Annotated in this window: 14 protein-coding genes; 13 read left to right on the top strand and 1 reads right to left on the bottom strand. The window is 73.8% G+C overall.

Going from position 1 to position 19334, the window contains the following annotated elements; translation table 11 throughout:
• Positions 1-2 precede the first annotated feature (2 nt).
• From QMC84_RS04685 to QMC84_RS04630, 12 genes are all read left to right on the top strand, one after another.
• Complete coding sequence (locus QMC84_RS04685; protein ID WP_300372276.1) at positions 3-1250, top strand: MFS transporter; 1248 nt, start codon at positions 3-5, stop codon at positions 1248-1250.
• A gap of 18 nt (positions 1251-1268) precedes the next feature.
• Positions 1269-2630 (top strand): FAD-linked oxidase C-terminal domain-containing protein, encoded by a 1362-nt coding sequence (locus QMC84_RS04680; protein ID WP_300372274.1) that lies wholly within the window; start codon positions 1269-1271, stop codon positions 2628-2630.
• 10 nt (positions 2631-2640) lie between these two features.
• A complete protein-coding gene (locus tag QMC84_RS04675; RefSeq protein ID WP_300372272.1) occupies positions 2641-3744 on the top strand; it encodes an alanine--glyoxylate aminotransferase family protein in 1104 nt (367 codons plus the stop codon).
• A gap of 136 nt (positions 3745-3880) precedes the next feature.
• Positions 3881-7447 carry a chromosome segregation protein SMC gene (smc, locus tag QMC84_RS04670; RefSeq protein WP_300372270.1) on the top strand — a complete coding sequence of 1189 codons (3567 nt, stop codon included), beginning with the start codon at positions 3881-3883 and terminating at the stop codon, positions 7445-7447.
• Positions 7447-7905 carry an acyl-CoA thioesterase gene (locus QMC84_RS04665; RefSeq protein WP_300372268.1) on the top strand — a complete coding sequence of 153 codons (459 nt, stop codon included), beginning with the start codon at positions 7447-7449 and terminating at the stop codon, positions 7903-7905. The genes smc and QMC84_RS04665 overlap by 1 nt, the downstream gene beginning before the upstream one ends.
• Before the next feature lie 128 nt (positions 7906-8033).
• On the top strand, positions 8034-8288 hold the full coding sequence (locus tag QMC84_RS04660) for a hypothetical protein (RefSeq protein ID WP_300372266.1): 255 nt from the start codon (positions 8034-8036) through the stop codon (positions 8286-8288).
• 39 nt (positions 8289-8327) lie between these two features.
• Positions 8328-9479, top strand: a complete 1152-nt coding sequence (gene ftsY, locus QMC84_RS04655; RefSeq protein ID WP_300372264.1) for a signal recognition particle-docking protein FtsY — start codon at positions 8328-8330, stop codon at positions 9477-9479.
• 317 nt (positions 9480-9796) lie between these two features.
• Positions 9797-11104, top strand: a complete 1308-nt coding sequence (locus QMC84_RS04650) for an ammonium transporter (RefSeq protein WP_300372262.1) — start codon at positions 9797-9799, stop codon at positions 11102-11104.
• Positions 11101-11439 carry a P-II family nitrogen regulator gene (locus QMC84_RS04645; RefSeq protein WP_011756704.1) on the top strand — a complete coding sequence of 113 codons (339 nt, stop codon included), beginning with the start codon at positions 11101-11103 and terminating at the stop codon, positions 11437-11439. Before QMC84_RS04650 ends, QMC84_RS04645 begins: the two co-directional genes overlap by 4 nt.
• A gap of 79 nt (positions 11440-11518) precedes the next feature.
• Positions 11519-13741 carry a [protein-PII] uridylyltransferase gene (locus QMC84_RS04640; RefSeq protein ID WP_366145735.1) on the top strand — a complete coding sequence of 741 codons (2223 nt, stop codon included), beginning with the start codon at positions 11519-11521 and terminating at the stop codon, positions 13739-13741.
• A gap of 105 nt (positions 13742-13846) precedes the next feature.
• The gene (gene ffh / locus QMC84_RS04635) at positions 13847-15433 is read left to right on the top strand and encodes a signal recognition particle protein (protein WP_300372257.1); all 1587 of its coding nucleotides are present in this window, start codon (positions 13847-13849) and stop codon (positions 15431-15433) included.
• 130 nt (positions 15434-15563) lie between these two features.
• Positions 15564-15932, top strand: a complete 369-nt coding sequence (locus QMC84_RS04630) for an NYN domain-containing protein (RefSeq protein WP_300372255.1) — start codon at positions 15564-15566, stop codon at positions 15930-15932.
• 26 nt (positions 15933-15958) lie between these two features.
• Here the strand turns inward: QMC84_RS04630 and QMC84_RS04625 are convergent, their stop codons facing one another.
• On the bottom strand, positions 15959-17122 hold the full coding sequence (locus QMC84_RS04625; protein ID WP_300372253.1) for an ROK family transcriptional regulator: 1164 nt from the start codon (positions 17120-17122) through the stop codon (positions 15959-15961).
• Between the two features lie 137 nt (positions 17123-17259).
• On the opposite strand from QMC84_RS04625, the gene QMC84_RS04620 reads away from it, so the two are divergent.
• Positions 17260-19275 (top strand): glycoside hydrolase family 3 protein, encoded by a 2016-nt coding sequence (locus QMC84_RS04620; RefSeq protein WP_300372251.1) that lies wholly within the window; start codon positions 17260-17262, stop codon positions 19273-19275.
• The last annotated feature ends 59 nt before the right edge of the window (positions 19276-19334 follow it).

The following is a 19334-nucleotide window of genomic DNA, read 5'->3' as shown; positions in this document are numbered from 1 at the left end:
TTGTGAGCAGCCTGGCCGAGATCGTCGCACCGCGCCGTCTCGGCACCGGCTTCCGGTGGCTGTTGGCGTCGTCGTGGGTCAGCAACCTCGGCGACGGGCTGGCGCTGGCCGCGGGGCCGCTGCTCGTGGCGTCCCTGACCCACGACCCGTTCCTCGTCGCGCTCGCGGCGCTGCTCCAGTGGCTGCCGCCGCTGGTGTTCGGGCTGTACGCCGGGGCCCTCGCCGACCGGATCGACCGCCGGCTGATCGTGGTGACCGTCGACCTGCTGCGCGCCGTGGTGCTGGTGCTGCTCACCCTCGCGATCGCCACCGACCTGGTCACGATCACGCTCGTGCTCGTCACGATGTTCCTGCTCGGCACCGCGGAGGTCTTCGCCGACAACACCGCGTCGACGCTGCTGCCGATGCTGGTGCACCGCGAGGACCTCGCCGTCGCCAACGCCCGGCTCACCACCGGCTTCATCACCGTCAACCAGCTCGCCGGCCCGCCGATCGGCGCGGCCCTGTTCGCGGCCGGGCACGCGGTGCCGTTCGTCGCGCAGGCCGTGGTGGTCGCCCTCGGTGCGCTGCTCGCCGCGCGGATCGCGCTGCCGCCGCACGGACGGGCCCGCGACGAGCGCCCGCAGCTGCGCCAGGACGTGGTCGAGGCGTTCCGCTGGGTGCTGCACAACGCCGCCGTACGCACGCTGGTGCTGACGATCTTCGTCTTCAACATCACCTTCGGCGCGGCCTGGTCGATCCTCGTGCTCTACGCCACGCAGCGGCTCGGGATGGGGGAGGTCGGCTTCGGGCTGCTCACCACCGTGTCGGCGGTCGGCGGCCTGATCGCGACCCTCTGCTACGGCTGGATCACGCGGCGGGTCAGCCTCGCCAACCTGATGCGGGTCGGCCTGGTCTTCGAGACGTTCACCCACCTCGCGCTGGCGGTGACGACCCGGGCGAGCGTCGCGATGGTGATCTTCTTCTTCTTCGGCGCCCACGCGTTCATCTGGGGCACCACGTCGACCACCGTCCGGCAGCGCGCCGTGCCCAGTGAGCTGCAGGGCCGGGTCGGCAGCGTGAACCTGGTCGGCGTGTTCGGCGGGCTGGTCATCGGGTCCGGCATCGGCGGCGGCCTCGCCCAGCACTGGGGCGTCACCGCGCCGTTCTGGTTCGCGTTCGCCGGCTCCGGGGTCTTCGTGGTCCTGATCTGGGGCCAGCTCGCCCACATCGCGCACGCCGACGAGCAGGAGCAGCCGGCCGCACCCTGAGGGTGGTTGCATGGCCCCATGCACGCGCTGACCGACCTGATCGAGGCACTCCCGGCCGGGGTCGTCGTGACCGACGGCGACGCCGTGGAGAAGTACCGCTTCGACTGGTCCCGGGACCAGGCCGCCGGCACTCCGCTGGCCGTGGTGCGCGCCGAGGACGCCGGCCAGGTGCAGACCGCGGTGCGCTGGGCCGCCGAGCACCGGGTGCCGCTCGTGCCGCGCGGTGCCGGCAGCGGCCTCTCCGGCGGCTCCACGGCCGTCGACGGCGGCCTGGTGCTCAGCCTGGAGCGGATGCGCGCGGTGGAGATCGACGTCGACTGCCGGGTCGCCGTCGTCGAGCCGGGCGCCCTCAACGCCGAGGTCAAGGCGGCCGCGGCCGAGCACGGGCTGTGGTACCCGCCGGACCCCTCGTCGTACGAGATCTGCTCGATCGGCGGCAACGTCGCCACCAACGCCGGCGGCCTGTGCTGCGTGAAGTACGGCGTCACCACGGACTACGTGCTCGGCCTGGACGTGGTGCTCGCCGACGGGACGCTGGTCACGCTCGGCGGCCGCCGGATCAAGGACGTCGCGGGCCTGAGCCTGCTGAAGCTGTTCGTCGGCAGCGAGGGCACCCTCGGCGTCGTGACCCGCGCGGTGCTGCGGCTGGTGCCGGCGCAGGAGGCGCGCTCGACGCTGGTCGCGACCTTCGCCGACGTCGACGCCGCGGCCCGAGCCGTGCTGTCGGTCGGGCGGCGACTGCGGCCCTCGATGATGGAGCTGATGGACCGGGCCTCGATCAACGCGGTCGAGGACTACCGGCCGATGGGCCTGGACCGCGACGCCGGGGCGCTGCTGGTGGCCCAGTCCGACGCCCCGGCCACCGCCCGTGCCGTCGAGGTCGAGGCGATGCGCACGGCCTGCGAGGGCGCGGGCGCCACCGCGGTGTTCGTCACCGACGACCCGGAGGAGGGCGAGCTGTTCGTGGCGGCCCGCCGGGCGGCGTTCCCGGCCATCGAGGCCCGGGGGGCGCTGCTGCTGGAGGACGTCGGCGCGCCGGTGCCCCAGCTTCCGGCCCTGCTCGCGGCCATCGCCGCCGTCGCGGCCGAGCACCGCGTCGAGATCCCGGTCGTCGCGCACGCCGGCGACGGCAACACCCACCCGATCATCGTCTACGACCCCGCAGACCCGGACTCCGAGCGGCGGGCCCGGGCCGCCTTCGACGACATCATGCGGGCCGCGATCGGGCTCGGCGGCACGATCACCGGCGAGCACGGCGTGGGGCGCGCGAAGAAGGGCGCGCTGCCCGACCAGCTCGGCCCGGACGTGATGGCGCTGACCCGCCGGGTCAAGGACGCCCTCGACCCGCTGGGGATCCTGAACCCCGGGGCCATCATCTAGCCTCGGGCGCATGACTTCCGCGCGTATCCACGAGCGTCACCTCTTCGGCCCCGGACCCTCGAACGCGTACCCGGAGGCGACGCTCGCCCTCGCCGCGCCCCTGCTCGGCCACCTCGACCCGGCCTTCCTCGCCATCATGGACGGGACCTGCGAGATGCTGCGCCGGGTGTGGGGCACGGAGAACGCCCGCACCCTGCCGATCTCGGCGACCGGCTCGGCCGGCATGGAGGCGGCGTTCGTCAACACCGTGCACCCAGGCGATGTCGTGGTGGTCGCCGTCAACGGGCTCTTCGGCCAGCGGATGTGTGACGTCGCCGCCCGCTGCGGCGCCGAGGTGGTGGCGGTCGAGCACGAATGGGGACAGCCCGTCGACGTCGAGCGGGTCCTCGGGGCCCACGCGGCCCCGGCGATCATCGCGGCCGTGCACGCCGAGACCTCGACCGGCGTCCGGTCCGACATCGCCGCCCTGGGGGCGGCGAAGGGCGACGCGCTGCTGCTCGTCGACGCCGTGACCAGCATCGGCGGCATCGAGCTGCGCGCCGACGACTGGGGCGTGGACATCGGCTACGCCGGCACCCAGAAGTGCCTGGGCGTGGCCCCCGGGCTCGCGCCGTTCACGATCAACGACCGGGCCTTCGACCGCCGGGTGGAGCGGCCCCGGTCCTGGTACCTCGACCTCGGCCTGCTCGGGGGGTACGTCGGGGAGGCCAGCGGGTCCGGCGGCCGGACCTACCACCACACGGCGCCGGTCGCGATGGTCGCGAGCCTGCACGCCGGCCTGGCCCGGATCCTCGACGAGGGCCTGGAGGCCGTCTGGGCCCGGCACGAGGCCGCCGGCCGCCAGCTCCAGGAGGGGCTCGAGGAGCTCGGGCTGGAGCTGTTCGCCGCGGAGGGCCACCGACTCCCCGAGCTCACCACGGTCAAGGTGCCCGACGGCGTCGACTCGGCCGCGGTGCGCCGCTACCTGCTCGAGACGCACGACGTCGAGATCGGCGCGGGCGCCGGTGCCTACGCGGGCAGCGTGTGGCGGATCGGGCTGATGGGGCACAACGCCCGGCCCGACGCCGTACTGCTCGTGCTGGCGGCGCTGCGCGACGCGCTCGCCCACGCCTGAACCGGGGATGCCACACGCCGAGGGTGCCGCCCGGTATCGTGAGGCGCGCTGAGCTTCCCCCTTGGCCCGCTGCCTTGATGTTGCCTGACGTCCTCAGCGAGACGAGACCGACGACCGACGAGCTGGGAGCCAGACGTTGTACCTGAAGAGCCTGACCCTCAAGGGGTTCAAGTCCTTCGCCTCCTCGACCACGCTCCAGCTCGAGCCGGGCATCACCTGCATCGTGGGCCCGAACGGCTCGGGCAAGTCCAACGTGGTCGACGCGCTGGCCTGGGTGATGGGCGAGCAGGGCGCCAAGTCGCTGCGCGGCGGCAAGATGGAGGACGTCATCTTCGCCGGCACCTCCGGCCGCCCGCCGCTGGGCCGCGCCGAGGTGCTGCTGACCATCGACAACTCCGACGGCGCGTTGCCCATCGAGTACGCCGAGGTCACGATCAGCCGCACCATGTTCCGCAGCGGCGGGTCCGAGTACGCCATCAACGGCAGCTCCTGCCGGCTGCTGGACGTCCAGGAGCTGCTCTCCGACAGCGGCATCGGCCGCGAGATGCACGTGATCGTGGGACAGGGCCAGCTGGACTCGATCCTGCACGCCACCCCGGAGGACCGCCGCGGCTTCATCGAGGAGGCCGCCGGCGTCCTCAAGCACCGCAAGCGCAAGGAGAAGGCGCTCCGCAAGCTCGACTCCACCGAGGGCAACCTGACCCGGCTCGGCGACCTGCTCTCCGAGATCCGGCGCCAGCTCAAGCCGCTGGGCCGGCAGGCGGAGGTGGCCCGCCGGGCCGCCGGCGTCCAGGCCGACGTGCGCGACGCCCGCGCTCGCCTGGTGGCCGACGAGCTCGTCACCGCGCGCACCTCGTTCCAGCAGGAGCTCGCCGACGAGTCGATCCTGGTCGAGCGTCGCGAGCAGGTGGAGGCCCAGATCGCGCAGACCCGCGAGGCCGAGGCCGCGCTCGAGGCGGCCCTGCGGGAGGACCTGCCCGCGCTCTCGCGCGCCCAGGAGACCTGGTTCGCGCTGTCCGGGCTGCGCGAGCGGCTGCGCGGCACCCAGTCGCTCGCGGCCGAGCGGGTCCGCAACGCCGCCGGCACGGCCGACGTGGAGGAGGCCCGGTCCGGTCGCGACCCCGACCAGCTCGAGGCCGAGGCCGAGCAGGTGCGCGAGCAGGAGCGGCGGATCGCGGCCGAGGTCGAGGAGCGCCGGGGCGCGCTCGAGCAGGCGGTCACGGCCCGCCGCGCCGCCGAGGACGCCGCCGCGGAGGAGGAGCGCCGCATCGCCGGCCTCCAGCGCGCCGCCGCCGACCGCCGCGAGGGGCTGGCCCGGCTGCACGGTCAGGTCAACGCGCTGAAGTCCCGGGCCGCGGCCGCCGACGACGAGGTCGGCCGGCTGCGCCTGGCCCGCGAGGAGGCGGTCGCCCGCGCCGAGCGCGCCCAGCGCGACTTCACCTCGCTGGAGACCAAGGTCGCCGGCCTGGACGCCGGCGAGGAGGGCCTCGACGCCGAGCACGAGGCCGCCGTCGCCGCGCTCGACGACGTCGAGGAGCGGCTCGCCAAGGACCGCGACCAGGCGCTGCAGGCCGACCGGGACCGCACCGCCCTCGCCGCGCGCAAGGACGCCCTCGAGATGGGCCTCAACCGCAAGGACGGCGCCGGGGCACTCCTCGCCGCCACCGAGTCGGTCTCCGGGCTGCTCGGCTCGGTCGCCGCGCTGCTGACGGTGCGCAACGGGTTCGAGACCGCGGTCGCGCAGGCGCTGGGCTCGGCGGCCGACGCGGTCGCGGTCGCCGACGCGGACGCCGCGGTCCGGGCGATCGGCCACCTCAAGGACGAGGACCTCGGTCGGGCCGGGCTGCTGCTGGGCGGCGCTCCTGCCCCGGTCGACGGAGCCGACCGCGACTGGCCGAGCCTGCCCGCGGAGGCGTCGTACGCCGTCGACGTCGTCGAGTGTCCCGACGCCCTGCGTCCCGCGCTGACCCGGCTGCTGTCCAAGGTCGCGGTCGTCGACGACCTGGCCGCCGCGCGCCGGCTGGTCGCCGACCTGCCCGACGTCACCGCGGTCACCCGCGAGGGCGACGTGCTCGGCGCGCACTTCGCGTCCGGTGGCTCCTCGAGCCAGCCGAGCCTGATCGAGGTGCAGGCCGCCGTCGACGAGGCCACCGCCCAGCTCGCCGAGGCGATCGCGGCCTCCGAGCGGCTCGGCTTCGACATGTCCCGGCTCGAGAGCGAGCGGCTGGAGGCGCAGAAGCGCGTCGACGTCGCACTGGCCAAGCTGCACGAGTCCGACGCCACCCTCGCCGCGGTCGCCGAGGAGCTCGGCCAGTACGGCTCGCAGGCGCGCTCCGCCCGCGGCGAGGCCGACCGCCTGGCCCAGGCCATCGAGAGGGCCGAGGAGGCGCGCGCCCAGGCCGTCACCGGCCTCGCGGACCTGGAGACCCGGCTCACCACCGCGGAGGAGGCCCCCGACGAGGAGCCGGACACGTCGACGCGCGAGCGGCTGGTCGAGCAGGCGCGCACCGCGCGCCAGGGGGAGATGGACACCCGGCTCGCCCTGCGCACCTCCGAGGAGCGCTCCCGTGCCCTGCACGGCCGTGCCGACGCGATGGTGCGCTCGGCCCAGGCCGAGCGCGAGGCCCGCGCCCGGGCCGCCGAGCGCCGCGAGCGGCTGATCCGCGAGGGCCGGGCGGCGGAGGCGGTCGGGCACGCCGTGGCCTACGTGCTGGCCCGCCTCGAGGTCTCGGTGCACCGCGCGGCCGAGGCCCGCAGCGCCGTCGAGCAGGCGCGCAGCGGTCGGGAGCAGGAGCTGCTCGCGGTCCGCTCGACGCTGCGCCGCCTCGACCAGGAGCACGACGAGCTGGTCAACTCCGTGCACCGCGACGAGATGGCCCGCACCCAGCAGCGGATGCGCATCGAGCAGCTCGAGGAGCGCGCGCTGGAGGAGCTCGGCCTGGACGCCGACGCCCTGGTCGCCGACTACGGCCCGGACCAGCTGGTTCCCTTCGCGGGCGAGGTCGAGGAGGGCCAGGAGCCGCCCGAGCCGGTCCCGTTCGTGCGGGAGGAGCAGCAGAAGCGGCTCCGGGCCGCCGAGCGGGCGCTCGCGATGCTCGGCAAAGTCAACCCGCTCGCGCTCGAGGAGTACTCCGCGATGGAGGAGCGGCACCGGTTCCTCACCGAGCAGCTCGAGGACCTCAAGAAGACCCGCAAGGACCTGCTGGACATCGTCCGCGAGGTCGACCAGCGGGTCGAGCAGGTCTTCACCGAGGCGTACGCCGACGTGAGCAAGGCGTTCGACGCGACCTTCGCCCGGCTGTTCCCGGGCGGCGAGGGCCGGCTGGTGCTCACCGACCCCGGCGACATGCTCGCCACCGGGGTCGAGGTGGAGGCCCGGCCACCGGGCAAGAAGGTCAAGCGGCTCTCGCTGCTCTCCGGCGGCGAGCGGTCGCTGGTGGCGGTGGCGTTCCTGGTCGCGCTGTTCAAGGCCCGGCCCTCCCCGTTCTACATCCTCGACGAGGTCGAGGCCGCCCTCGACGACACCAACCTGGGCCGGCTGCTCGAGATCTACGAGGAGCTGCGGGAGGCCTCCCAGCTGCTCGTCATCACGCACCAGAAGCGCACCATGGAGGTCGGGGACGCGCTGTACGGCGTCACCATGCGCGGCGACGGCGTGTCCGCGGTGATCAGCCAGCGGCTGCGCGACGCGGAGTCCGCCTAGTGCCCGAGGACCGGCCGACCCGCCCGGCCCGGCCGACCCGGTCGGCGTACGTCCACTGGGAGCAGGCCACCACGCGCTGGGCCGACGTCGACGTCTACGGACACATGAACAACGCGCGCTACTTCGAGCTGATCGACACCGTCGTCAACAACCACCTGGCGATCGCGACCGGGGTCGACATCCGCACGCTGCCGGCGGTCGGCGTCGTCGCCGAGGTGTCCTGCCGCTACTTCGCCGAGGTGGGCTACCCGGAGCCCGTCGACCTCGGGGTGGTGGTCGATCGGGTCGGGACCTCCTCGGTGGTCTACCGGGTCGGGCTGTTCCAGGGGCCGGGGGACCAGGCCGCGGCCGAGGGCAGGTTCGTGCACGTGTACGTCGACAACACCGACCCGGCGCGCCCCGTCACGCCGATCCCCGACCTGATCCGGGTCGCGGTCGAGCCGCTCCTGCGCACCTGACGCGGGCCCGCGCTCGGGCGTGTGGGACGGTGGGAGCCGGGGTACGGCCCTCGTGTCCTCGGTTTCGTGCGTCTCGTGTCTCGGTCTCGTGTGTCAGGTCTTGTGTCAGCTCTCGGAGGTGTGCCGCGGTGTTGCCCGTCGTCGTCGTGATGTTCCTGATCCTCGTGCTCGCCGGTCTGGTCGTGGTCTACGTCGCCTACCCGCACCGGGGCGAGGAGGTGCCCGCCGCACCGTGGCTCGGCGAGGCGATGGCTCGCGCGGCCGAGGCGGCGCCGATCCTCGTGCCCGAGGAGCGCGACCCCGACGAGCGGTCCCGGTTCCACGACTCGTTCGAGGACGAGGCCGCGGCCACCGCGGACGCGCGGCGGCACCGCAGGTCCTGACCGACGCCCGCTGCTCCGCCCTCTGATTGGATGGGCGCCATGGACGCCATTCTCCTGCTGATCCTGGCCATCGCCGTCGTCGCGATCGCACTGGTCGCGGTCGTCACCGGGCTGGTGGTGAGCGGGCGGCGCAAGCCCGAGCCGCTCCCGGGAGCCAGCGCCGATGTCCTCGCGCCGCCGGAGGAGGCGGAGGCGCCGACCGAGGCGCCCGCCGAGACCTCGGCGGAGGCCGTCGCGCCGGCGCCGGCCGTCGAGGAGCCGGTCCTCGAGAGGCCCGAGGGCACCGCGTCGCGGCTGGTGCGGCTGCGCCAGCGGCTGGCCGGCTCGCAGGGCGGCCTCGGCCGTGGCCTGCTCGCGCTGCTGTCCCGGGACCGGCTCGACGAGGACACCTGGGAGTCGATCGAGGACACCCTGCTCACGGCCGACGTGGGCGTCGGCCCGACCCAGGAGCTCGTCGAGCGGCTGCGCACCCGGCTCCGCGTCGCGGGCGCCACGGAGGACCCCCGCAGCGTGCTGCGCGAGGAGCTGCTCGCGCTGGTCGACCCCGACCTGGACCGCCGGCTCCAGGTCAGCGGCCTCGACGGCATGCCGGGCGTGGTGCTGGTGGTCGGCGTCAACGGCTCCGGCAAGACCACGACCGTCGGCAAGATCTCGCGGATCCTGGTCGCCGAGGACCGCAGCGTGGTGCTCGGCGCGGCCGACACGTTCCGCGCGGCCGCGGTCGAGCAGCTCGCGACCTGGGGCGAGCGGGTCGGGGTCGACGTCGTGCGCGGCCCCGAGGGCACCGACCCCGCCAGCGTCGCCTTCGAGGCCGTCAAGGAGGGCGTCGAGACCAAGGCGGACACGGTGATCGTCGACACGGCCGGCCGGCTGCAGAACAAGGCCGGCCTGATGGACGAGCTCGGCAAGGTCAAGCGGGTCATCGAGAAGCAGGCGCCGGTCACCGAGGTGCTCCTGGTGCTCGACGCCACGACCGGCCAGAACGGGTTGATCCAGGCGCGCGTCTTCAGCGAGGTCGTCAACGTGACCGGCATCGTGCTGACCAAGCTCGACGGCTCCGCCAAGGGCGGCATCGTCGTCCAGGTGCAGCGCGAGCTCGGCGTACCCGTCAAGCTCGTCGGCCTCGGCGAGGGCGCCGACGACCTCGCGCCCTTCGACGCCGGCGCGTTCGTCGACGCGCTGCTGGGCTGAGCCTGTCCTGCGGCGGTGAGCCAGCAACCGTTCCGCGACACGGTTCGGTTGCGCACGCACCGCTGACCCGGCTGACCCCGGGTCCGCGGTGAGCAGGCAACCGTTCGGGCCGGCCGGACCGGCGGACAGCGGACCTTCGTTGAGGCTCCCGTAACACCGACGTAACACCCGGCCGGAACTCGTTGCACGAGCGCAACATGCGATCACCGGGGCCGAAACCTCCGCGGCCGAAGGTCTAACCCACATGGGGTGGAGCCCGGGCCGACATCGCCGTCGTCGCGTCGCCGCCCTCCCGAGACGTGATCCCTGGAGGTTCCGTGGACGGCTACTACGCCTTCATGCTCGTGGCGACAGCCCTCGTCCTGATGATGACCGTTCCCGCACTGGCCCTGTTCTACGGCGGCATGAGCCGCTCGAAGTCCGTGCTGAACATGATGATGATGTCGTACGTCGCGATGGCCGTGGTCGCCATCGTCTACGTGCTGTGGGGCTGGTCGATGACATTCGGCCCGAACGATGTGGGCGGCCTGTTCGCCAACCCGTTCGACCTCTTCGGCCTCGACGGCGTGACGTCCGACGGCTACCTCGCGGTGATGTTCCAGATGACGTTCGCCGCGATCACCGCGGCGCTCATCTCGGGCGCCATCGCGGACCGCGTCAAGCTCTCCTCCTGGGTCGTGTTCCTGCCCCTGTGGGTCACGCTCAGCTACTTCCCGATCGGGCACATGGTCTGGGGCGGCGGCTTCATCTCCGAGCACTTCGGGGCCCAGGACTACGCCGGCGGCACGGTCGTCCACATCAACGCCGGCGTCGCCGGCCTCGTGCTGGCGCTGGTGATCGGCAAGCGGATCGGGTTCGGCAAGGAGCCGATGCGCCCGCACAACCTGACCCTGACGATGATCGGGGCGGGCCTGCTGTGGTTCGGCTGGTACGGCTTCAACGTCGGCTCGATCGTCTTCACCGGGTCGACCGACGAGGAGAACATCGCGCAGTTCTACTCCGAGACCGGGGTGACGTTCCTCAACACCACGATCGCGACCTGCGCCGCGATGCTCGGCTGGCTCCTCGTCGAGCGGCTCCTGCACGGCAAGGCCACCTCGCTCGGTGCCGCGTCGGGCATCGTCGCCGGCCTGGTCGCCATCACGCCGTCGTGCGGCGCGGTGGAGCTGCCCGGCGCGATCCTGATCGGCGCGGTCGCCGGCGCCGCCTGCGCCTGGGCGGTGGGCCTGAAGTACAAGGTCGGCCTGGACGACTCGCTGGACGTGGTGGGCGTCCACCTGGTCGGTGGCGTCATCGGGACGGTGCTGATCGGCCTGGTCTCGTCCTCGGACGCCCCGGGCGGCATCGACGGCCTGTTCTACGGCGGCGGCTTCGGCTCTCTCGGCGACCAGGCGATGGCCGCCCTCATCGCGATCGTCTGGTCGGCGATCGCGACGACGATCATCGCGTACGCCATCAAGCTCACGATCGGCTGGCGGATCCCGGACGAGGCCGAGGTCGAGGGGGTCGACTTCGACCAGCACGGTGAGACGGCGTACGACCTGCACAGTGGTCTCGGCGGCAGCGCGAACTCGCCCGCCTCCGTCCTGGTCAAGAACACCGTCACCGAAGGGGTGAACGCATGAGGCTCGTGACCGCGGTGATCAAGCCGCACAAGTGGGAGGACGTCCGTGAGGCGCTCGAGGCCTTCGGCGTGACCGGCATGACCGTCAGCGAGGTCAGCGGCTACGGCCGACAGAAGGGCCACACCGAGGTCTACCGAGGCGCGGAGTACGACATCGCGCTGGTGCCCAAGGTCCGGATCGAGATCGTGGTCGCCGACGACGACGCCGACGACGTCGTCGGGATCATCGTCAAGACCGCGCAGACCGGGCGGATCGGCGACGGCAAGGTCTGGGTCAGCCCGATCGACACCGTCGTCCGGGTCCGCACCGGCGACCGGGACGACGCCGCCCTGTGACCGCGCCGCGGCCCGGCTCCCCACGGAGGAGGCGGGCCGCGACCGGTCCGGGGCATGATCGCTCCCAGGAGGTGGCGTCCTGACCGTCGACGGCAGAGCCCTGCGCGCCGCCGAGGCCGATGCGCTCTGCGCCCGTGCCTACGACGGGTGCGGCGGCCCCGAGACCGGCGCAGCGCTCGTGGCCGTCGGCGGCTACGGCCGCTCCGAGCTGGCGCCGTACTCCGATCTCGACGTCGTGCTCGTCTCCGACGAGGGCATCGACGTGCGGTCGGTGGCCGAGCAGGTCTGGTACCCGGTCTGGGACTCGGGTGCCCGGCTGGACCACGCGGTGCGGACGCTGCCGGAGATGCTCACGGCCGCCGACGCGGACCTGAAGGTGGTCCTCGGGCTGCTGGACGCCCGTCACCTGGCCGGCGACCCGGGGCTGACGCTGCGGCTGCGGACCACGATGCTCGCGCACTGGCGGCGTGGCGCCCGCGAGCGGCTGCCGGCGCTGCGCGAGCTGGTGCGGTCGCGGCACGAGCTCGCCGGCGAGCTCGCCCACCTCTCGGTGCCGGACCTCAAGGAGGCCGAGGGCGGGCTCCGCGACGCCACCGTGCTCAAGGCGCTGGTGGCCACCTGGCTAGTCGACGTCCCGCACGGTGAGCTCGAGCGCACCCGCCTCGCGCTGCTCGACGTCCGAGACGTCGTGCACGAGACCGCCGGCCGGGGCACCGACCGGATCGCACCGGAGCTGTGGAGCGACGTCGCGCACCGGCTCGGCCTGTCGGACGCCCGCGCCGCGCAGGTCCACGTGCGTGAGCTCGGCCGTCGGACCGCCCACCTCTCGCACCTGACGTGGCGCCGGGTCGACGCGGTACTGGCGCGCCCCGCGTCGTACGGCGGGGCCCGCAGGCCCGCGCTCACGCCGCTCGCGCCCGGGGTCGCACTCTCCTCGGGCGAGGTGGTGCTCGACGGCCGGGCCCGGCCGGCCGGCGACCCGGCCCTGCTGCTCCGCGCCGCGGCGGCCGCCGCCGAGCGCGATGTCGTCCTGGCGCCCGCGACGGCCGCGCGCCTGGCCCGTGAGTGCGCGCCGCTGCCCACGCCGTGGCCGGTCGAGGCACGCCAGCTGCTGGTGCGGATGCTGGCGTCGGGGCGCGGCCTGCTGGGGGTGTGGGAGACGCTCGAGGAGACCGGTGCGCTGGGCAGCTTCCTGCCGGAGTGGGAGCGGGTCCGCCTGCTGCCGCACGCCTCCGCGATCCACCGGTTCACGGTGGACCGGCACGTGGTCGAGACCTGCGTCGCGGCCTCCGCACTGATCCGCTCGGTGGCACGCCCCGACGTGCTGATGGTGGCCGCCCTGCTCCACGACATCGGCAAGGGCGGCCTCACCGAGCACAGCGTCGCGGGGGAGCCGATCGCCCGGGCGGTCGCCGAGCGGATGGGCTTCGCGCCCGATGCCGTCGACCTCGTCGCGCGACTGGTGCGCTGGCACCTGCTGCTGGCGGAGACCGCGACCACGCGCGACCCGGACGACCCGGCGACCGCCGAGCGGGTCGCGTCCCGCCTCGGCGCCGGCGAGGCGCTCGACCTCCTGGTCGCGCTCACCGAGGCCGACGCCCGGGCCACCGCGCCGAAGGCCTGGTCGTCGTGGCGGGCGGGGCTCGTCCACGACCTGGCCCGCCGGACCCGCTCGGTCCTCGACCCGCACGAGCCGCCCCCCGCGCTCGTCGCCGACGGCGTCGAGGTCCCGCGCGCGGTGCGCCGCGGCTCGACCTCGGTCGCCGTCGAGCCGGCTGTGGACGGGTCCCGGGTCACGGTGATCGCGCCCGACCGGGTCGGCCTGCTGGCCGACGTCGCCGCCGTGCTCGCCCTCCAGCGGATCCCGGTGCGCGCGGCCCGGGCCTGGTCGCAGGGCCGGTTCGCGGTCTCGGTCTGGGAGGTCGGCGAGGCCGATCTCGACGCCGCCGTCCTGCGCGAGCGCTACGAGGCCGTCGCCGAGGGCAAGGTCGACGTCGCCCGCCGGCTCCGGGCGACCGGTCCGGGCCACCCGCTCGAGCCCTCGGTGGTGGTGCGCCCGGAGGCGTCCGACCAGGCGACCGTGCTGGAGGTCCGCGCCGCCGACCAGCTCGGCGTGATCCACCGGGTCTGCGCCGCGCTCGCCGAGCTCGACATGGCCGTGCGCTCGGCCCACGTCGACACCCTGGGCCCCCAGGCCGTGGACGTGTTCTACCTCCAGGAGTCCGCCGCCGGCGTGCTCACCGACGAGCGCGCCGCCCGGGCCGCGCACGCCGTCCGTGCTGCGCTGACCGCGTCGGGGTGAGGCGTGCGGGGCTGGCAGCAGCCGAAACCGGCAATGTCCGCCGCCCACCCCGGGCCGACTAGGCTGAACCCGCCAGATCTGCCGCCAAGCCCGTAGGACGCACCCTTGTTCGCCACACTCTCCGACCGGCTCGCCGACACCTTCAAGAACCTCCGGGGGAAGGGTCGGCTCTCCGAGGCCGACATCGACGCCACCGCGCGCGAGATCCGGATCGCCCTGCTCGAGGCCGACGTGGCCCTGCCGGTCGTCAAGGAGTTCGTCGGCGCGGTCAAGGAGCGCGCTCGCGGCGAGGAGGTCAGCGGTGCGCTGAACCCCGCCCAGCAGGTCGTCAAGATCGTCAACGAGGAGCTCGTCGCGATCCTCGGCGGGGAGACCCGGCGGCTGCGGTACGCCAAGACCGGCCCGACGGTCATCATGCTCGCCGGCCTCCAGGGCGCCGGCAAGACGACGCTGGCCGCCAAGCTGGCGCTGTGGCTCAAGGAGCAGGGCAAGAGCCCGCTGCTCGTCGCGGCCGACCTCCAGCGCCCGAACGCGGTCAACCAGCTCCAGGTCAACGGCGAGCGCGCCGGCGTACCGGTCTTCGCTCCCGAGCCGGGCAATCGCCAAGGAATCGAGCATGGCGGTGACCCCGTCGGCGTCGCCCGCGCGTCCCTCGAGGAGGCCACGCGCAAGCTCTACGACGTCGTGATCGTCGACACCGCGGGCCGTCTCGGCGTCGACGCGGAGATGATGCAGCAGGCCGCCGACATCCGCGACGCGGTCCAGCCCGACGAGGTGCTGTTCGTCGTCGACGCGATGATCGGCCAGGACGCCGTGGTCACGGCGCAGGCGTTCCTCGACGGCGTCGGGTACGACGGCGTGGTGCTCACCAAGCTCGACGGTGACGCCCGCGGTGGCGCCGCGCTCTCGATCGCCTCGCTCACCGGCAAGCCGGTGATGTTCGCGTCCGCCGGCGAGAAGCTCACCGACTTCGACCTGTTCCACCCTGACCGGATGGCCTCGCGGATCCTCGACATGGGTGACGTGATGACCCTGATCGAGCAGGCCGAGAAGACCTTCGACGCCGACCAGGCCGCCAAGGCCGCGGCCAAGCTCACCGGGCAGGGCGGCGAGTTCACCCTCGACGACTTCCTCGAGCAGATGCAGCAGGTCCGCAAGCTCGGCTCGATGTCGAAGATCATGGGGATGCTGCCCGGGATGGGCCAGTTCCGCGAGCAGCTCGAGAACTTCGACGAGCGCGAGATCGACCGGATCCAGGCGGTCATCCAGTCGATGACCCCGGCCGAGCGGGCCAACCCGAAGATCATCGACGGCTCCCGCCGGGCCCGGATCGCCCGCGGCTCCGGGCGCCAGGTCTCCGAGGTCAACCAGCTCGTGGACCGGTTCTTCGAGGCCCGCAAGATGATGATGTCGCTGGCCAAGGGTGGCGGGATCCCGGGGATGCCCGGGATGCCGGGCCTGCCCGGCGCGGGCAAGCGCGGGAAGACGAAGCCGGCGCCGAAGAAGGGAAAGGGCGGCAAGCGCGTCTCCGGCAACCCCGCCAAGGCCGCCCAGCAGGCCGCCGCCGCGAAGCAGAAGGCCCAGGCCGCTCCCGCCAACCCGTTCGGCACCCCCGAGGGCGAGGAGCTGGACTACGAGAAGGCGGCCGCCGCCCTCAACCTGCCCAAGGACTTCTCCAAGTTCCTGAAGTGAGACGCCCAGCCGGGAGCGAGCGAAGAGAGCTCGCGGCGTCGGGCGGCCAGGTCGAGCAAGCCCCGCGTCGCCGAGCTCGCGAGGCGGCGCGACGGGCGCGTCGAGACCCGGTGAGACGAAAGGCGATCTGATGCCGTCAGTCCTCGTGGTCGACGCGGCCAACGTCGTGGGCAGCCGGCCGGACGGCTGGTGGAAGGACCGGGCCGGGGCGGCCCGCCGGCTGCACGAGCGGCTGCTGGTCGCGGACACGTCGTACGACGTGGTCGTGCTGGTCCTCGAGGGTGCCGCCAAGGCGGGCGCCCGCGTCGGACGGGACGGGCACGTGCGCACCGTGCACGCGAAGGGCCACGGCGACGACACGATCCTCGAGCAGGCCCGGGCCGCCGCCGAGCGCGGGGACCGGGTCGCCGTCGTGACGGCCGACCGGATGCTCCAGGCCCGGGTGCAGGGCGTCGGCGCGGTCGCACTGAGCCCGTCCTGGCTTCTCGACCAGCTCTGAGCTCGACGGTCCTGGCCCGGCCCGGGTCAGACCGACACCCGGGCGATCGCCAGCGACACCGCGCCGACGAGCTCGGCGCGGTCGCCGAGGGCGCCGGGGACCACCCGCAGCGCGGCCGCGGTCTCGGGCTGGGCATAGCGGTCGACCGCGGCGCGGACGCCGTCGGTCAGCGACGTCGAGCCGCCGAGCGAGCCGCCCACGACCACGACCTCGGGGTTGAGGTTGTTGCACAGGTCGGCCAGCGCGCGCCCGATGGCGCGGCCGGCGTCGCTGAGCACCCGGCGCACCCCGGCGTCCCCGGCCCCGTCGAGGGCCAGGATCCGCTCGACGGAGAGCGGCTCGTCGTACGCCGGCCGGAGCAGCGCCAGCAGGCGGGGCGCCGACACCAGGGTCTCGAGACAGCCGCGGTTGCCGCACCGGCACACCTGGCCGGCCTCGTCGACCTGGACGTGACCGAGCTCGCCGGCGATGCCGCTGGCGCCCCGGTGCAGCCGGCCGCCGAGGACGATGCCCGCGCCCAGCCCGCTGGCGACCTTGACGTACACCAGGTCGGTGGCGCCGCGGGCGGCGCCCTGCCCGAGCTCGGCCAGCGCGCCGAGGTTCGCGTCGTTGTCGGCGAACACCGGGATCCCCAGTCGCCGGTGCAGCTCGTCGGCGGGGGAGAGCTCGCGCCAGCCGGGCAGGATGCCGGTGCGGATGCTCGCCGAGCGCCGGTCCAGGGGGGCGGGCACGCACATGCCGACCGCGTGCAGGTCGCCGACGCCCAGGCCGGCGCCACGCAGTGCGTGCCGGACCATTCGGGCGGCCCGGTCCAGGGCGGCCGCGCCGTCCTCGTCGACGTCGAGGTCGGCGGCCTCCTCGGCCAGCACCGCCCCGACCCGGTCGGCGACCGCGACCCGGACGTGTCGGTGGCCGATGTCGACGCCGGCGACGCCGCCGCCGGGCGTGCTGAGCGCGACCAGCAGCGGCGGCCGCCCGCTGCCGCCCTTGTGCGGACGGCCGCGGTCGGCGGTCTCCACGACGTGGCCGCTCGTGATCAGGTCGCCGACCAGGCTGGAGACCGTGGTCCGGGACAGCCCGGTGCCGCGCACCAGGTCGGCGCGGCTCATCGGCCCCTCGGCCGCGAGCAGGGTGGTGATCGAGCGCCGGTTGGTGTCCCGGAGCCGCTCGAGGGAGCTGGAGGTCCCCATGCCTCCGAGCCTAGGGCGCATTCGTCCGGAAGAAGAACAAACAAGGCCCTGCCGCCCGATCTTTATGCATTGACTCGGAGTATTGGCGTTCCTACGTTGGACTCGCGCAGCGCTTCTTGATCGGGCAAGGAGATCCCATGTTCCGCACGTCCAGAAACCCCACCCCGCCTGCTGTTCGGCGTCGAGCAGGCCGGCGCCGCCCCGCGCTCGTGGCCGTGCTGGCCGCGGGGGCGGTCACCACGGTGCTGCTGCAGGTCCAGGCGCCGGCCGACGGCGACGAGGCCGCGCCGTACCAGGATCCGAGCCTGCCGGTCGCCGAGCGCGTCGCCGACCTGCTCGGTCGGATGTCGCTGGCGGAGAAGATCGGCCAGATGACCCAGGCGGAGCGCGTCGACGTCGACGCCGACCCGTCGCTGATCACCGAGAACCGGCTCGGCAGCGTGCTGTCCGGCGGCGGGTCGGTGCCCGACCCGAACACGTCCGAGGCGTGGGCCGACATGGTCGACCGCTACCAGCAGGCGGCGCTGGCGACGCCGCTCGGCATCCCGCTGCTGTACGGCGTCGACTCGGTCCACGGGCACGGCAACCTGCTCGGCGCGACGGTCTTCCCGCACAACATCGGCCTGGGCGCGACCCGTGACCCGGCGCTGGTGGAGCGGATCGCCCACGTCACCGCCGAGGAGACCCGCGCGAGCGGGCCGCAGTGGGTGTTCGCCCCCTGCCTGTGCGTGGCCCGCGACGACCGCTGGGGCCGTACCTACGAGAGCTTCGGGGAGACCCCGGGTCTGGTGGAGTCGATGGAGACCGCGATCGACGGCTTCCAGGGCGGACCCGGTCAGCTGGACCAGGCGGACCGGGTGCTGGCCACCGCCAAGCACTTCGCCGGCGACGGCCTGACCAGCTACGACGAGGCCGCGGCCGGCACCGGCGCCTACCCGATCGACCAGGGCGTCGACCGGGTGACCCGCGAGGAGTTCGACCGGCTCGCGCTCGCGCCGTACGTGCCGGCCATCGCCGAGCACCACGTCGGCTCGGTCATGCCGTCCTTCTCCAGCACCGACTTCAACGGCGGGACGACCGACGACGCCGTGAAGATGCACGGCAACGCGGACCTGATCACCGGCTGGCTCAAGCAGGAGCAGGGCTTCGACGGCTTCGTGATCTCCGACTGGCGCGGCATCCGGCAGCTGCCCGGCACCTACGCCGACCAGGTCGAGGCGTCCGTGAACGCCGGCATCGACATGTTCATGGAGCCGATCCAGGCGCCGAACAACCCCAGCGGCTGGGACGAGTTCATCCCCACGCTCACCCAGCTGGTCGACGCGGGGGAGGTGTCGATGACGCGGATCGACGACGCCGTCTCCCGGATCCTGACCGCGAAGTTCGAGCTCGGGCTCTTCGAGCACCCGTTGACCGATCGCACCCACCTCGCCGACGTCGGCAGCGCGGCCCACCACCGGCTGGCCCGCCGCGCCGTGGCGGAGAGCCAGGTGCTCCTGCGCAACCAGCGGCACGTGCTGCCCCTGCGCGGCAGGCACGACGTGTACGTCGCCGGCAGCAACGCCGACAACATCGGCAACCAGGCCGGCGGCTGGACGCTGACCTGGCAGGGCGGCTCGACCAACGTCGTGCCCGGCACCACGATCCTCGACGGGATCGAGCAGGCGGCCCGGGGCGACGTCGTGTTCAGCGAGGACGCCAGCGCCCGGGTGCCGCGCCGTGCGGCGGGCATCGTCGTGGTCGGGGAGACGCCGTACGCCGAGGGCTTCGGCGACGTCGGCGGGCCACAGTGGGCCTACGACCCCGGCGACCACGGCGTTCCGCGCCCCGAGCAGACGATGCGGCTCTCGGACGCCGACACCCGTGCCGTCGAGCAGGTCTGCGACCGGGCCGCGTCCTGCACGGTCGTGGTCGTCTCCGGCCGTCCGCTGGTGATCCCGCCGTCCCTCCTGCGCCGGACCGACGCGCTGGTCGCCTCCTGGCTGCCCGGCAGCGAGGGCGCGGGTGTGGCCGACGTGCTGTTCGGGGACCGTCGCTTCACCGGCAGGCTGCCCGTGAGCTGGCCGCGCACGGTCGACCAGGAGCCGATCAACGTCGGCGACCCCGGCTACGACCCGCTCTACCGCTTCGGCTACGGCCTGCGCACCCGCTGACCACGGATCAGCGGGGGCCCTGCCCCGGACGCGCCCCACTTGACCGGTAGCGTCCGGGG

It is taken from the genome of Nocardioides sp. (assembly GCF_030019515.1).
Lineage (GTDB): Bacteria > Actinomycetota > Actinomycetes > Propionibacteriales > Nocardioidaceae > Nocardioides.
Note: the sequence above shows the minus strand (reverse complement) of the source record. Positions and strands in the feature narration are given on the sequence as shown.